Origin of the sequence: Methylomonas rosea (assembly GCF_024505055.1) — a bacterium.
Classification (GTDB): domain Bacteria; phylum Pseudomonadota; class Gammaproteobacteria; order Methylococcales; family Methylomonadaceae; genus Methylomonas; species Methylomonas rosea.
The window spans coordinates 41,303-57,947 of sequence record NZ_JANIBL010000011.1 but is presented as its reverse complement, the minus strand read 5'-3'; the positions used below and the strand labels follow the sequence as shown (position 1 = coordinate 57,947).

10 protein-coding genes are annotated in these 16,645 nt (G+C 52.9%); 7 read left to right on the top strand and 3 right to left on the bottom strand.

Features of this window, described 5'->3' with window-relative positions; genetic code table 11:
* Positions 1–328: 328 nt before the first annotated feature.
* The 5 genes from NP589_RS05325 (at position 329) to NP589_RS05305 (ending at position 9,985) form a co-directional block, all read left to right on the top strand.
* Positions 329–2,863, top strand: coding sequence for a circularly permuted type 2 ATP-grasp protein (locus tag NP589_RS05325; RefSeq protein WP_256606056.1), 2,535 nt, complete (start codon positions 329–331; stop codon positions 2,861–2,863).
* A 10-nt stretch (positions 2,864–2,873) separates the two neighbouring features.
* Positions 2,874–3,755, top strand: a complete 882-nt coding sequence (locus tag NP589_RS05320; protein WP_064009809.1) for a transglutaminase family protein — start codon at positions 2,874–2,876, stop codon at positions 3,753–3,755.
* 165 nt (positions 3,756–3,920) lie between these two features.
* On the top strand, positions 3,921–8,063 hold the full coding sequence (locus NP589_RS05315) for an EAL domain-containing protein (protein WP_256606055.1): 4,143 nt from the start codon (positions 3,921–3,923) through the stop codon (positions 8,061–8,063).
* Between the two features lie 106 nt (positions 8,064–8,169).
* Positions 8,170–9,228 carry a hypothetical protein gene (locus NP589_RS05310; protein ID WP_256606054.1) on the top strand — a complete coding sequence of 353 codons (1,059 nt, stop codon included), beginning with the start codon at positions 8,170–8,172 and terminating at the stop codon, positions 9,226–9,228.
* 133 nt (positions 9,229–9,361) lie between these two features.
* Positions 9,362–9,985 (top strand): inorganic pyrophosphatase, encoded by a 624-nt coding sequence (locus NP589_RS05305; RefSeq protein WP_256606053.1) that lies wholly within the window; start codon positions 9,362–9,364, stop codon positions 9,983–9,985.
* A 202-nt stretch (positions 9,986–10,187) separates the two neighbouring features.
* Here the strand turns inward: NP589_RS05305 and NP589_RS05300 are convergent, their stop codons facing one another.
* Positions 10,188–11,402: a type II toxin-antitoxin system HipA family toxin gene (locus NP589_RS05300; protein WP_256606052.1), complete on the bottom strand. Its 1,215-nt coding sequence runs from the start codon at positions 11,400–11,402 to the stop codon at positions 10,188–10,190.
* Positions 11,403–13,058: a GmrSD restriction endonuclease domain-containing protein gene (locus tag NP589_RS05295; protein ID WP_256606051.1), complete on the bottom strand. Its 1,656-nt coding sequence runs from the start codon at positions 13,056–13,058 to the stop codon at positions 11,403–11,405.
* A 326-nt stretch (positions 13,059–13,384) separates the two neighbouring features.
* On the opposite strand from NP589_RS05295, the gene NP589_RS05290 reads away from it, so the two are divergent.
* Positions 13,385–13,615 (top strand): antitoxin, encoded by a 231-nt coding sequence (locus NP589_RS05290; RefSeq protein ID WP_256606050.1) that lies wholly within the window; start codon positions 13,385–13,387, stop codon positions 13,613–13,615.
* Positions 13,616–13,731: 116 nt separating this feature from the next.
* Positions 13,732–14,433 carry a hypothetical protein gene (locus tag NP589_RS05285; RefSeq protein ID WP_256606049.1) on the top strand — a complete coding sequence of 234 codons (702 nt, stop codon included), beginning with the start codon at positions 13,732–13,734 and terminating at the stop codon, positions 14,431–14,433.
* Between the two features lie 253 nt (positions 14,434–14,686).
* On the opposite strand, the gene NP589_RS05280 is transcribed toward NP589_RS05285, so the two are convergent.
* A complete protein-coding gene (locus NP589_RS05280) occupies positions 14,687–16,465 on the bottom strand; it encodes a choice-of-anchor Q domain-containing protein (protein WP_256606048.1) in 1,779 nt (592 codons plus the stop codon).
* Between the last annotated feature and the right edge of the window lie 180 nt (positions 16,466–16,645).

The following is a 16,645-nucleotide window of genomic DNA, read 5'->3' as shown; positions in this document are numbered from 1 at the left end:
CTAAGCGCCTCCGGCTATTACTTGCTCGAATACGACCGACTTATCTTGTCTTAGCACTTGGAAATACCCTTTAGTTCAGAAGCTTGAATCAAACCAATGCTTTATATTGGGCTATTCTAGGCAGAGCGACCTAATCCACGCGGTCAACAATGCTCTCGGCTATTCCTGAACGTAACGGCATGTTTCTTGCGGGTTTCTTGGACTACGCATCAATCCAAAGTCTCGTCAGAATCGGCATCGGCGCGAAAAATCCGGCTTGGAAACTATAAATAAACGAGATCGGCTTTGATAAATTGCGCAATACCCGGTAAACCGGCAAACTAAAGCTATGAAAACCTTAAGCACACCAGAAGCTTTCGCGCCTGGATACCGCCTCGACAAGGGCATCCACGACGAAATGCTGGACGAGACCGGCCGGGTTAGACCGCATTGGGCCCACCTGATGCAGGCATTGCAACAGCTCGGCCCCCGCGAAGTGGGTCAACGCCATCAGGAAGCGCTGAAGCTGCTGCGCGAAAACGGCGTCACCTATAACGTCTACGGCGACCCGGATGGTATCAACCGCCCCTGGCAACTCGACCCAATACCGCTACTGCTTTCCGGCGACGAATGGTTCGACATCGAGGCCGGACTACTGCAACGCGCCGAACTGTTGAACCTGATTTTGGCCGACCTGTACGGCCCGCGTCAGCTCATCAAGAAAAACCTGCTGCCCTTGGAGCTGATTTATAACCACGGCGGTTTCCTGCGGGTTTGCGATCAAGTGCGCTTGCCCGGCCAACATCAGCTGGTGCTATGCGCCGCCGACCTGGCTCGCGGCCCGGATAAAAAAATGTGGGTACTGGGCGACCGCACTCAAGCGCCGTCCGGTGCCGGCTACGCACTGGAGAACCGTTTGGCTATGTCGCGGGTCTTGCCCAGCCTATTCCGCGATACTCATGTACACCGCCTGGCGCGCTTCTTCCAGTCTCTGCGCGCCGGTCTGAATGCGATCGCCCCCGGCGACGCCGACACGCCGCGCGTCGTGGTACTCACCCCCGGCCCGCTGAACGAAACCTTCTTCGAACACGCCTATCTGGCCTCCTATCTGGGCTACCCCTTAGTGCAAGGCGACGACCTGACCATTCGCGATGGCTATGTCTGGTTGAAATCGCTGGTCGGCTTGCAGCGGGTGGACGTCATTCTGCGCCGGGTGGACGACAATTACTGCGACCCCCTGGAGCTGCGCGAAGATTCGCGGCTCGGCGTCCCCGGCCTATTGGAAGTGGTCAGACGTGGGAATGTAGCGATTGCCAATCCGCTCGGTAGCGGCGTGCTGGAAAACCCCGGCATCATGCCCTTCCTGCCCGGTATTGCCAAATATTTCCTGGGACAAACCTTGAAATTAAATTCGATTGCCACCTGGTGGTGCGGTCAGGCTCGCGAATTAAATTACGTACTCGCCAATCTGGAACGCCTGGTCATCAAACCCATCTACCGCAAGCCCGGCGAACACTCGGTGTTCGGCCATCAACTCAGCCGCGTGCAACTCGCGGACTGGCGCGCACGCATCAAGGCCCGGCCCGCGCTTTACGTCGGCCAGGAGTACGAAAGCTTCTCCACCGTACCGGCGATGGTGTCCGGTGGCTACGAACCCCGCCAAACCCTATTGCGCTGTTTCATGGTGGCGCGGGCTGACGGTTATACCCTGATGCCGGGCGGCTTGAGCCGTAGCGCGCCGCAGTACGGCAATATGATGATCACCAACCAAACCGGCGGCATCAGTAAAGATACCTGGGTGGTTGCCACCGAACCGCAGCATCCGGCCATTCCAAGCAAGCGCAGCGGCGGCGGCCTGACCGGCCACGGCAATGCTTTACCCAGCCGCGCGGCGGACAATATTTTCTGGGTGGGCCGCAACGCGGAACGCGCGGAAGGCGGCGTACGTTTATTACGCGCCACTATCAAAAAATTGTTCAGCAATCCTGATCGCGACAGCCTTGACTATCAGCTCAGCCTGGAAACCCTGCTGCGTTGCGTCACCAGCATGACCGGCACCTACCCCGGCTTTTTTGCCGAGGATAACGAGGGCTTACTGCAAGCACCCGAAGCCGAATTACTGGCGATAGTAGTCGACGAAAGCCGAGCGGGCAGCCTGGCCAACACGGTAAACAGGATGACCCAATCCGGCTATGCGGTGCGCGATTTATGGTCTTCCGATACCTGGCGGGTAATCGACGAAATCGAGGAACAGGTTTCCGAGGCGCGCCGCCTGGGTAAAACCGGCTTGTGGTCGATGCAGGAACAAATGGACCAGCTGATCACCACGCTCTCAGCGTTCAGCGGCCTGGTAATGGAAAGCATGACGCGCGGCAACGGCTGGCTGTTTCTGGACATCGGCCGGCGCCTGGAGCGCGGTTTGCAACTGGTTTCGGTGTTGAGAACCGCATTTGCCATGCCGCAAAGCGAAGCGACGGAAACGCGCTTGATAGAATCCTTACTGGATACCAGCGACAACCTGATTTGCTATCGCCAGCATTACCGCAGCAATCTGGAGTTGGCCTCCTTTCTGGAATTGCTGCTGATGGACCCGAACAACCCCCGCTCACTGGCCTATCAAATCGCCCGCTTGCAGGAACATGTCGGCAAACTGCCGCGCGAACCCAGCACCCGTCGGATAAGCGCCGAAGAACGGCTATTATTAGAGGCAAGCTGCATTCTAAATATCGCCAACATCGAAGACTTGTTGAGCGTGTCGGAAGCCGGCATTCGCGAGGCCTTGGACCAACAACTCAGCAAGATTTACGCACTGCTGGCCGCGCTGTCCGATACCTTGACCGCCAATTATTTCCGCCACGGGGACGCGCCGCAATCGCTGTCCTAAGGGAGTCACCATGCGTTATCGGGTTACCCATACCACTACCTACCGTTACCAACAAGCCGTGGGCTTGTCCTACAACGAAGTCAGGATGCAGCCGCGTCCTTGTCCGAACCAACAATTACTCAGCTCGCAGCTGAAAATCACCCCCTTGCCTTGCGACTATCGGACCCGTACCGATTTTTTCGGCAATCAAGTCGCCTGGTTTTCGATCCGCGAGCCGCATCGGGAGTTTGTAGTCACCGCCAGCAGCGAAGTGCAGATTTTTCCGCAACCGGTGCAGTTGGACTTTAGTCACGGCATGAGCTGGGAATTGGTCAGGGAAGCACTCTGGAACGACAGGAGTGAGCCGCTCCTGGAGGCCCGGCAATTTGCGCTGGATTCGCCGTTCGTCTCCGCCGATGCGGAACTGGCCGGCTATGCGCAAGCGTCCTTCACACCCGGCAAGGCACTGATTGAAGCGATACACGATTTGATGCAACGTATCCACCGCGACTTCACCTTCGATCCGGAATTTACCAATCTGGCTACCCCGCTGACCACCGTCCTGCAACATCGGCGCGGCGTCTGTCAGGATTTCGCCCATCTGGCCATAGGCTGCATCCGTTCGCAAGGCCTGGCGGCCCGCTATGTCAGCGGCTATATCGAAACCCTGCCGCCGCCCGGCAAGAAAAAACTGGTAGGCGCCGACGCTTCGCATGCCTGGTTCTCCGTGTACTTACCCGACCTGGGCTGGATGGATTTCGACCCCACCAACAATCAATTGCCGGGCGACCGGCACATCATCGTCGCCTGGGGCCGCGATTATAGCGATGTCACGCCGTTGAAAGGAGTGATTTTCGGCGGACAGAACCACGAATTGAAAGTGGCGGTGGAAGTTGAAAATTTGGGCGTCTAAACACAAACCGGCGCTGGTGAATCACCGGCACAAAGCCACCTTTCATCCGTTAGGAATGCGCCAAAATCCCAGCACTTAGCCCGTGACAAAACCTTGCATTTCGTGAGATAAACCGAGATATTTTGTTTGTCTATTCGTAAGCTTTCAATAAATCAAGGTAATCTCTTGCGCCGATTCTCGACCTTTTCCAATGCAGAACTAGTCCGGCTTATTGGCCTCGCGGTTGCTTATGCAGTCGTTGCCAAACTGGTGCTGATGTTTTTCGCCGCCAATCACGTCGTTTCCATCATCTGGCCACCCTCCGGCATTGCGTTGGCGGCCTTGTTGTTAGGCGGCAAAAAATTCTGGCCCGGCGTGTTCCTCGGCGCTTTGCTCGGCAATCTATGGGCGGGCAATCCCTTGCAACAGGCGTTGCCTATCGCTTGCGGCAATAGCCTTGCAGCGCTAACCGGCAGCTATTTGCTCGGCAATATTCGCAAACTGCAACAACCGCAAGACTACTTGCGCACATTGTTCGTCGGCGCCTTGGCGTCGGTAGTGGCGGCAACCACGGGGTCCTTCGCTCTATTGCATTTCGAGGTAATAATGCCGCCGCAATGGACAGCCAACTTCGCACATTGGTGGATGGGCGACGTATTGGGTATCGCGATTGTCACCCCCCTTATCCTGGTCTGGCGGCAACCGCCAAGTTTTAACTGGAGCCTGCTACAAGTCTGCCGGGCATTTCTTTATGCCTCCACAGCGTTTCTGGCGGGGCAAATCATTTTCTTGGCGTGGCCGCTGGATCTAGGAGAATACGGCAAAGCCTTTTATATGTTCGCTTTTCTGGTTTATGGCGCCATGCATTTTGGCTTACACGGCACCTTGTTATTGATAGTCATGGTGATGCTGCAAAGCATGTTCGGCGCGATTTTTCAGGTAGGATTTTTTGCAGCCGACAGCAGTGAAACCGGCTTATTGCTGCAATGGTCATTTTTGCTGGTGCTATCCAGCGTCGGTGTTTCCCTGGCGCTGGCCATAGAGCGGTACCAGCGATCCGAACAATTCAGCAAAGCCCTCGGCGATTTCAACAAACACATTCTGCGTTCGGTCCAGGAAGGCGTGATTGTTTACGATCTGCATGGCCGTATCGAACTCTGGAATCGTTTTATGGAAACCCTGACGGGACGGCCGCAAGCCGCTTGCCTGGGGAAAACACCGATTGAATTATTTCCCTGGCTGGCGCAAACGCCGATTCCTGGAGGCATTCAAAAGGCATTGACAGGCGAAACGGTCTATCAGACCCCATTTACCTCCGGCAACGGCCGCTGGATCAGTTCGATGCAAATGCCCTTACGTGACGACCAGGACCGTATTGTCGGCGTTATCGAACTGGTCAAGGACGAATCCTTAAACATCGAGTTCGGCAAATCCCTGTCGGTCAGCGAATTACGCTTTCAAAGCATTCTGGACAATACGCCCACGGTGATTTACAGCAAAGACCTGCAAGGCCAATATCAGCTGATCAACCGCCAATTTGAAAAACTGTTCGCGGTGGATAACGAGACCGTCAGAGGCAAGCGGGATATCGATTTATTTCCGGGCGACGACACCAAACTACTCTGGGAAAACGACTTACAGGTCGTCAATAGCGGCCAGGCGCAGATATTCGAAGAAAAACTCACCCATCAAGACGGTAAAATTCACACGTATTTGTCGCATAAGTTTCCGCTACGCAATGCGCAAGGCGAAATCTATGCGGTGTGCGGCATTTCCACCGACATCAGCGAACGCAAGCAATCGGAAAAACTATTGCAAGAAAGCGAATTGCGCTGGAAATTTGCGTTGGAAAGCGGCGGTGACGGCGTCTGGGATTGGGATTTGACCAACGGTAAAGTGTTTTTGTCGCCGCGCTGTATGGAAATTCTGAACTTTAGCGAACAAGACAGAGACAACGATTACCGCAATTGGGAAGCCACGATACACCCGGAAGACAGCGCCAGAATGATGGCCGACTTGCAGGCCCATCTGGAAAATCGCAGCGCGCGCTTCAGTAACGAACACCGAGTCAAACATGGCGATAAGCAATGGCGCTGGATTCTGACGCGCGGCCTGGTGATCAGTCGCGATGCCCAGGACAAGGCCTTGCGGATGATCGGTACCCAAACCGATATTACCGAACGCAAGCAATTGCAATGGCTGCAATTATCCAAGATTGTGGATGGTTCGCCGGAAGCCACGCTTTTAGTCGGAGAAAACGGCATTATCAAACTCGCCAACCCGCCCGCTGCGAAAGTATTTGTCTATGCGCTGGATGAGTTGATAGGCCTGACTGTCGATGCACTGGTGCCGGAGCGGGCCCGCGCTAAACACCCTGAGCAGCGCGCGCAATTTTTACAGGAAAACAAAGCCCGGCCGATGAGCGCCAGCCGCTCGCTAACCGCAATACGCGGCGACGGCGCGGAATTTCCGGTGGAAATCAGTTTGACGCCTATCGATATAGACAACCGGCGTTACATTATCGTCTCGGTGCTGGACATCAGTGAACGTAAACGCCTTGAGCACGAAATGCAGTTGATGGCCATGATTTATCAGGCTATCGGTGAAGCGGTAATGGTCGCCGATGCCGATAATCGCATCATTGCGATCAACGAGGCATTTACCCGCCTGACCGGCTATAGCGCGGAAGACGCGATAGGCCATTCCACCGACATTCTAAAATCGGGCCGCCACGATCCGGACTTTTATCAAACCATGTGGCACTCACTGTCACAAACCGGCCACTGGCAAGGCGAAATCTGGAATAAACGCAAAAACGGCGACATTTACCACGAGTGGCTGGTGATCAATACCATCTACGGCGAACGCGGCGAAGTAGAACGCCGCGTGGCGATGTTCTCGGAAATTACCGAGCAAAAACACGTCGAACAAACCATCTGGCGCCAAGCCAATTTCGACCCGCTCACCGACCTGGCTAACCGGCGCATGTTCCAGGACCGCTTGAATCAGGAAATCAAAAAAGCCCACCGCGACAAAAACAGCTTGGCGGTGATGCTGCTGGATCTGGACCGCTTCAAGGAAATCAACGACACCCTGGGTCACGGCATGGGCGACATTTTGTTGCAGGAGACCGCGCGGCGCATTTTGGCTTGCGTGCGTAATGTCGATACGGTGGCCCGGCTGGGCGGCGACGAGTTCACCATCATTCTGGGTGAATTGGACTCGGAAACCAATATAGACCGAGTCGCGCAAGGCATTTTGCACCAACTTGCCGAACCGTTTCGTTTGGGCGAGGAACTGGCCTACATCTCGGTCAGCATCGGCATTACCTTCTATCCGCAAGACGCACTGGAAGCCGAACAATTGATCAAGAACGCCGATCAGGCCATGTATTCCGCCAAGCAACAAGGCCGCAACCGTTACAATTTCTTTACCAGCGAAATGGAGCAAACCGCGCAAAACCGCATGCGCTTGACCAGCGACCTGCGCCAAGCGTTGGCCAATCAAGAATTTTGCCTGTTCTATCAACCGATAATCGAACTGAGCAACGGCAGAATGCATAAAACCGAAGCGCTGATCCGCTGGCAACATCCGACGCGCGGCATGATCAGCCCGGCGGAATTTATTCCTTTGGCCGAAGAGACCGGACTGATAGTCGATATTGGCGATTGGGTATTTCGCGTGGCAGCAAAACAGGTTGCCGAGTGGCGCGGCCAATATCGCCCGGATTTACAAATGGGTATTAACAAGTCGCCGGTACAATTTACGCGCAGCAATCTGGGCGACAGCAAATGGATAGACTACTTGCATGAACTAGGCTTATCCGGGCAATGCGTCGTCATCGAAATTACCGAAAGCCTGTTGCTGGATGCCGATAATATCGTCCGCGACCATTTATACGCCTACCGCGATGCCGGCATCCAAGTGGCTATCGACGATTTTGGTACCGGCTATTCATCCTTGTCTTATCTAAAAAAATTCGACATCGATTATCTGAAGATCGACCAAAGCTTTGTACGCAATCTGGAAGCCGATTCCAGCGACCTGGCGCTGTGCGAAGCGATTATTGTGATGGCGCATAAACTGGGCTTAAAAGTGATAGCCGAAGGCATCGAAACCCCGCAACAACTGGAATTGCTAACTGCCGCCAGTTGCGATTATGGCCAAGGCTATCTGTTTTCCAAACCGCTGCCTGCTTCTGAATTTACGCGGCTGTTCGACGCGGAAGATCAACGACGGACACCACCGCCAGCACCCGCACCAACGCCGGCAAAACCAGCCGGACGCGGCGATTCCAGTATTTCCAAATTGTTCGGTTCGGACAAATAAACGGCGCGCGGCGATACACACTAGTTTTTAGAATGAATGCGTTCGGCAATCTTCGGCCGAAGCCTCATACTTTTTATCAGAATACCTATATTGAAACGGAGTTTTTATGCTGATAGACAAACCTTCCTTCCCCATCATGTTACTAAGTGCCGCCGCGCTATTTTACCAACCGGCATGCGCTCAAGACGCCCCTAGCCCACAGCAAGCGCTACAGAACTTCGGCATCAGTGCCGCGCAAATCCCGCAACTGGAACGCGGCGAAATCATCGGTTATGACGTCAGCGAAACCAGTCAAAAAGAACTGGCTATTGGCGTAGCGATGATCATGCCGGTAGGTTTGCCGCGGCTGGCCGATTACATCAAAAAGGGCAAACTCAACGCCGGCGAGAGCGACATCATCGCCACCGGCATGCTGGGCGATAACGCCAGCGTCGACAGTTTTAAGAAGTTTGCTTTTACCGAAAAGCATTTGGACGAAGCTAAGGCCTTTCTGGAAGCGGAGCCGGGCGACGATTTCAATCTATCCAAAGCCGAACTGGACAGTTTGAAAAGTCTGCAAGCCGGACTGGAAGATGCCGACAACAAAACCCTGCTGAAAACCGCCAACCAAAAGTACCGAGAACTTTTACTGCAACGCCTGCAAGCCTATAAAAAAAGTGGCTTGGCCGGCATAGCCCCATACAGCCGCGACGGCGGCACAGCCGACCCGGCCGCGGAACTGCGGAACGACGCCGTGAACAGCAAAGCCTGGGCGCGTTACTTTCCGGAATTGCAACAAGCCTGGCTAAACTACCCTGCCACATTGCCGACTAATACCAGTGAACAGTTTTTGTGGTTGAATCGGCGCGTGGAAGACCGGCCCACCGCCGTACTTAATCATCGTGTCATTGCCATTGGTGAAAGCGGTGGGATTGTGGTTTCCCGGCAGTTTTACGTCGGCCATTCCTACAACTCCAGCCAAGTGGTCGCCGGCGGCCTGCCGTATAAAGACGGCACGCTGGTGTTTTATTCGATCCGCAGCTCCACCGATCAAGTCGCGGGCATGGGCAGTAGCCTGAAGCACTCGATAGGCCGCGAACAGATGAAAAAAGAAATGATCAAGCGCCTGCAACGGCTGAATAAAGACATGAAGCTCAAGCCCGCGCCAGTCGCCGCCGACGAGTAATTTCGATAAACAAACTCAAGGCATTTACCGCAAGCCCGATCAGATACTAGTATTAGGCTTGATTGGCTTGCGCATTGCCCCCGTCCTGGTAAATATCCTTATAACCTTATTCCCCAAAGCCCCTGAATCTTAGATGAATATAAAACACAAAGCCCACCCCTGGCATGGCATCTCACCCGGCGACAACACCCCGGATATAGTCACCGCTTTCATAGAAATCGTCCCATCCGACACGGTGAAATACGAAATAGATAAAGATAGCGGCTATCTGAAAATCGACCGGCCGCAAAAATTCTCCAACATGATTCCGACTCTCTACGGATTCATTCCGCGCAGTTATTGCGCGGAAAAAATCGCCGAGTACGCTGCCACCCAATCCGGCAAACCGGTCAGCAAGGGCGACGGCGACCCGCTGGACATTTGCGTATTAAGCGAACGCAGCGTGACCCATGGCGACATCCTGTTGCAGGCCATTCCGATCGGCGGTTTTCGGTTACTGGATGGCGGCGAGGCCGACGACAAAATCATCGCTGTGATGAAAGGCGACGAATTCTACCGGCAATGGCGCGACGTCTCCGACTGCCCGGAATCGTATATCAACCGCTTGAAGCATTACTTCCTGACCTACAAACATCTACCCAGCGAAAAAAGCGTCTGTGAAATTACTCATGTCTACGGCCGCGAAGAGGCACATGAGGTCATCAGACGCGCAATCGCGGATTATCAATATCACTTCGGCTGTCAGGACAACGAATAGGGTTGTCTGGGCCTGGACGCGCTGAGCCGTTTTCGGCGCGTCCAGGCTACCTCTATTTTCCGAAACCGCCGAATAGGCTAAAGCTTTTAAAAGGAGAAATCGATATCTCTGAATATTTCGACGCATTGGATAGATTCGACGAAATAAATTTTGGAAGGACCATATACAGAAGCAAACTTCTGCCAGCTGGGCCTCTCTGGACTCAGAAGTGCTTACTGATTTCCACCAACGGTATTTGCATGAAATGACTTTCAATAATATCTCGTTGACTGAAATCGTAACCAAAATCACCGTTAAAATTTTGCCAGGCACTTAGGACCGCATCCAGCGAAGCATGCACTAGCTCGACCATTCGCAGCTCATCTTCACCTAGTTTCCGGGCCATACGCCGAAAAGACTCAATTCCAACGTCTTCGAATCGCTTGGATTTTGCGAAGTTCAGAGCTAGTTGATCATTTGGCATGTATTGAATAGTGGAGAGTAAATCATAGGCAGGTGAAAGTTTGGCCTTAACGCCATCAGGATAGAGCAAACTCCAATTCTTATGGTGAGCATCTCCATTGCCGGATACTATTATGAAAACCAAACGGCGAATGAATTCATCTAGCCCTCCGGTTAAAACCAAAATCAACTTGGCTAATGTTTCGTAGTTATATTTTAGGTATTTCTCTTCAGGATATAAACCAAGAATTTGAGCCAAGTCTTCCATATGGACCCGCTGATCGGCAGCCGGCCTATCAAAGCGACGAACAGCCAAAGCAAAATTTTCCGAGAACTTACCAATGTCGCTTGGAAGTCCGGATATGTGACTTAAATTGACCAATTCGAGCTCGGGAATATCGATGCCACTAGCCTTGGCCCAAAGCATAGTCGCGTATTCGTTTTCTGGTACTTTGGGATAGCGGGAATCAGGTAACTTGAGGATCCAGTCGCCACCTTGACCGCTAACAGGAATGGTAAGCCCCCTATCGTTGCGGCGGGCAGAAAATTTGAGCTGAACTCCGGCCAAGGAAAAATGCCATGCCCCAGTCGGGTCGGGCACCAGCAACTGCTCATCAAGCTCAGTTAGGGGTTCAATGGAAACATCATCAGAGATAATCCTAACGGCACCGGGCAAATCTTCCCCCAAACGATGCAGTAGAAAAAACTCACGAGTTGAGGCGACACCGGCTTGTTTAGCCACCAATTCTCGAAGAGGTCCCTCCGGCAACAGATTCGAAAACCACGGAGGCACCCGGGAGCGGCTACTATAAACCTGTTCCAAATTATCGAGAAACTGTTGCCCTAGAACTGGACGCGGATACGCGTGTTTGTAGGACTCTAGCAATCTGAATTCACCTCCGTCGTTGCGGTTTAGGCTTAGCGTACCGATAGGTATGTCGTGTAATAAAACCCGTAAAGTATTGGCAAATTCCATTTATTCCTCCTCGTCCGAGACAAACAGTGAAGACAGAGAGGGGCGGTCAGGCTCGTCCCAGCGAGTACGTTGTTGGAAAAATCGGTCAAAATGAAGCTGTAGCTGTTCCGCACGTAATTGAAGAAATTGCGCCGTATTCCCCTCATGCAAGACTTGCATGGCAATATCTGTTATGCCGTGCGATGCCAGTATATGCGGATTGCTGACATTTAGTAGTATTCGGCGCAGTCCTCCGTTACGGGGCGGATGAGCCAACCTATTAGCGACAGAAGTATGTAATTCGTTTTGAGTTGCCGTTCTATTGGCAAATACCCGAGTAAAAAGCGTTTCTTGGTCATTCAAACCGTTAATCAAAAGTGCTTCTAGCTGCAGAAATGTTCCGCTTTCGAGATCGCGCGGACCAAGTGCCATTAGAGCAAGTGCCTGAAGCTTACTTACCGAATAGCGAAAATTGAAGGGCTCTGCCGCAGATGGATATTTATCGGGCTTTCGATCAACCATTTCCAACATGTGCTGGACCGACAGTTCTTCATTGTCCGGGTCAATGCGATCAAGTGCTTTTCGGGTAGAAGCAGTGTCTCCTTGATGCGAACCGTTCAGTGCACCGCGCCACAGCCAGCGTGCCAGTAAATCGCGTGAGCGGGCATTTGCGCTAGGGTGATAGCTAAAAAACTTACCTAATGTAACTACAGGTTGTTTATACGGAAGCAACTCATAATGGGGAATGCCACTCTCCTCCTTTAGAAACTGAATAACCCGTTTCGCTGCTTCCGCCGTTTGCTGATAGGCTTGCTCAGCCTCGTTAGATGTCAAACGCAATGGACCATCGTTTCCACCTTGAATAACCGGAGCGCCTTTAAGAACCCGTAACAGCTTGTATAACGTCTTTTCCTCAACACGACCAAAACCAAGGGCTTCTAATTCCGTAACAATATCCGTGATTGTTGCCGGTCTCGAACGAGATCTTGCACCATGCAAAGCATCGAAAACCTGGGATGCTTCCAGCCGTTTACCCGTGGAGTTCACACGGCTGAACACTTCTCTAAGAATTTCTTCGCTATCCGTTCGAACAATATAAGCTGGGATTTCATATTCACGTATTCGTTTGCCCAATTGAAATGCCCGATCACGGCGGACTTTGTTAATAGATGACTTTGCCATCAGCCACTGAAAAAGGTACTCTGAGTCCAGTACCTCAGTCATAGGTAGCCAGCGAGTCGGATCTAAGCTTCGCGCGGACACCGACGGTGGCGAGACAAACTCGATTCGATCCAAGTCGAAATAAAGCGCGAAAGCATCGCTATTCGCTTCAGAAGCTAAGAGCACTCTCGCCAATGAGACAATACGCTGCTGACCGTCCACCACCCACCACGCATCCGTACGTTCTGCAGCATTGATATTGACAGACCCAAAGCGCATTTCACTAGTTTGCGCAGTTGTCTCCCAAAATAATAAAGTACCTACTGGATAACCACGATAAAGGCTATCAATCAATTTACTTGCGTCTTTCCGACCCCAACTCAACGGTCTTTGAAAAGACGGGATACGAACTCGCCCCAAACGAACCTCAGCCATTAAATCTTCGATTTTGAATGCCCTGGCCTCTGGGCGACGTTCCAAGGGTTCTGGAGCTTGCATATGATTAGTAGTTGCCATTTATTAAGTTCTAATGCGAATTTGAGCCTCAAAAGGCTTTGTCCATCCTTTTAATCTATTATCGATCATTGAGTCCATCTAATCCGTGAGATTGGTTGATGTAGTTCAGTAATAGTCATATTCAAAACCACCTGTTACTTTGTTGGACCGATACTAGCGGGTATTGCGCCCGGACACTAGGTAGACGTGCAATAAATCACGCCATTTAACAAGAACATGAGACGCTGTTCTTCTGGCTTCACCAGATTGAGATGCTATTCGCACGCAATATTTACGCATGCCTCAAAACTTATATACTTCGCGTAACAATCCATTAGGGGAACTAGATGGCCTACACCCGAGTTTTTCAATCCGGCAATAGCCAGATGGTACTGCTACCCAAGGAATTTCGTTTCAACACTGCCAGGGTGGAAATATTTCGCCGGGGTGATGAGATCGTCTTACGAGAAACGCCCGCCAGCGCTGCCACAATATTCGACACCTTGGTCGCATTGCCCGACGATTTTATGAATGATGGCCGAGAAGATACCGTGCCCCTGGAACGCAAGACCCTGTAATGAAAAATTGCTATTTGCCTGATGCCAATGGCTGTATTTACATTGCCGCAACCATTAGTAATCAAGCGCCCCTTAAACGCCGACAATTCAGCATATGTAGACTCAGGACAATCCGAATGAAACATCTATCAATGACGATTTTTTTGTTGGTTGCCCTGACCGGCTGCACAACAAACTCTCAATATACCCAGCCATTAGCCTTAGCCGACCCAGCCCCCGCTCCAAAATCCCTGTCAACCGCCTCGCTCTACCCACCGGCCGCCACCGAAAAAACCGGCCCCGTGAATGTTTATCTGATTCCACTGAATGATTTTTCGGAAGATGTTGCGGCGCAAATGAGCAGAGATTTGAGTAAGGAATTCGGTCTGTGGGTTAAGGGCATAGTGGCTATGGGCACGCAAGGCCTGATGCCGATGCAGGGCGGTCAGCAATACGCAGCGGAAGATATTTTCGAACAGGCCAAGACCGTGATGCAGCGTTTGCCGGAAGCAGACAGCAGCACCTATTTTATTTTTCTGACTAACCGCGACATCAACAGCCGGGCTCGAAATTTTCGTTTCCAGTTTTCTTATCACGACACAGTTCGCCGCTGCTCGGTGATTTCCGCCGCGCGCATGCACTCTGAACCGGAAAATTCGCTCGGTAGCCGCCAACAACTGGAATCGCGCTTCATCAAAATGACCAAACGCGCCATCGGCCAGATGGTATTGGGCTGGGAGCGCTCCAGCGACATCAATGATCTGATGTATTCGCCGATTATGAGCCTGGACGACATCGATCATCTGGGTAATCGGCATCCGGGCATCCCCAAGAAATAAGCCGGCAAAAGAGGCCGGCTTTGATGGTTTCTGTTGGGTTTCCGTTGTTTTACCCAACCTATGTTGCTGATTTGCTCTCCTCACCCCTGTCCTTTATGCCCAGCGGGTGCGGGAGGAGAGGGCTGGGGAGAGGAGAATTAAATTCGCAAGTGCCTAATTTTGATTCCCCTCACCCTGCCTCTCCCGCTGGAGAGGAACTGTTGTGCTTCGCGCTGAATAATTGCGATTTTTATTCTTTTAGCGCCGGCTTACCCTAAGGTATACCGGTTTTAGCCTCACAGTTAGTCGCGGTATCGGTGCCGGCGCCGCCGTCGCAGCTATCCGTACCTGCTTCGCCGTTCAGGGTGTCGTTACCGGCATCGCCTTTCAGCGTGTCTTGGCCTAGGCCGCCGCAGATGATGTCATTATCGGCAGCGCCGCTGATGGTGTCGTTACCGCTCAAACCGTGGATGATGTCGCGGCGTTTGCTACCGACTAACGTATCCGCACCTGTGGTACCGACGATAGTTGGCACCAAGCCGTTGCACAATAGCGGCTGAACAGCGACCGTTTGCGTAGCAGTGTTATTTAGCGGCTGGCTGTCGTTTTGGTCGGCAAGCACAGTCACTTGATTACTCAACGTAATCGCAGCAGTGGGAATGGCTTTGACGCTAACCGTGGCGCTGGCGGTGTTAGCCAGGCTACCCAAATTACAAGTGATCTTACCGTTGACCGGCGCACTGCAATTACCTTGCGATGCGGTTGCGGAGATGGATGACAAGCCGGAGGCCGGCAAGGTATCGATTAACTTCACACCCGAGGCATCGGCTGTGCCGTTATTTTTAACCACAATCGTCCAGGTCAGGCTGTCGCGCACCATCGCTGCACTGGCTGTGCCGGTGACCGCCAAATCCGCCGAAGGTACAGCTGCCAATTCGAAAGCACCGATATCGCATTGCGGGCCTTGCGGACGAGCCACGCCGCGTTGGTCCAAATTACTCACCGGCGCAGTGGCGCACAGTGCGTTATCAGCGGCATCAATGGCGGCGCTGCCAGGGACTAGCGCCAAAGTTTGGGTCGGGCCGCCGTTGTTAGCCAAAGTAGCTGCGACCAATGTGCTCGCATCGACACCGGTAATGTTGCCGTTGCTGCCGTGTACCGGCACAATCGGGCCAAGCCCGTTCCATCTGTAAAACAGGGTAGCGGGAAAGCCAATCAAGTTGTAACTGGCAGCCGTTGGCGAACCGCCGATGTCGGCATCACCCACCGTCGCCGTGTTGCCGGCGACGATGCTGTTATGTAGATTCAGCGTACCAAGATTTTCGATGCCGCCGCCGTTGTCTTCCAGTGAACAAAACAAGCCCGGCGGGCAAGCCGGTAGCTGCACTCTATTGCCGACAATGGTGCTGTTGATAATCGTCGCCGCAATACCGGAGTTTCTAATCGCACCGCCGAAAACCGAACTGTTGCCGGAGAACGTACTGTTAACGACCGTGAGATTGCCGCCGGGATTGGCTAGGGAGGTATCCGAGTAGTTGGCAATACCGCCGCCGGTGCGGGTGGCGGTATTGCCGACGAAAGTGCTATTCAACACGGTGAGGTTACCGAATTGGTTATACACGCCGCCGCCCTGCGGGTCCGCATAACCGTTGGCAACGGTCAGATTCTTTAACGTTAAGCCCGCGCCGGGTGTGACCCAAAACACGCGCACGGCGTTACCGCCACTTAGCGTGACGCTGCGGCCCAAGCTATCAAGGGTTAGTCCATCGACATCGCTGATGATCAGGGTGCTGCTCAGCACGGCAGTGCCGTTGACGCCGAAGGTGATGGTATCGGCGCCCGCACCGGCCGGACAATCGCCGCCGGTGGTGTCGCTATCGCTATTCGCGTTGCCGACCGCCTCGCGCAGTGTGCAACTGCCATCCGCCACAGCGGCTACATCAAGTAAATTGGTGACGTTGATCGTGTTGGCCCAGGCAGGCGAAGCTATCAGCGCGGATAACACAGCCAAAGCCATGTGGTTGCCGGATAGACTGGTTTTTGAACTGTTCATAAATTTCCTTGGTGCTTGGTTTGCCTTGGAACAAGGCTACTGGTGGCCGATCAATCGGCACTATTAGTCGGGTAATGCTGTATTAACTTATTGGCCTGTCGTCATATATGCGTTAACCGTTTGTTTTAAGAAGTATCGTCCCGTATCGGCTGGAACAGATTAACACCGGCCGTTTCGTGC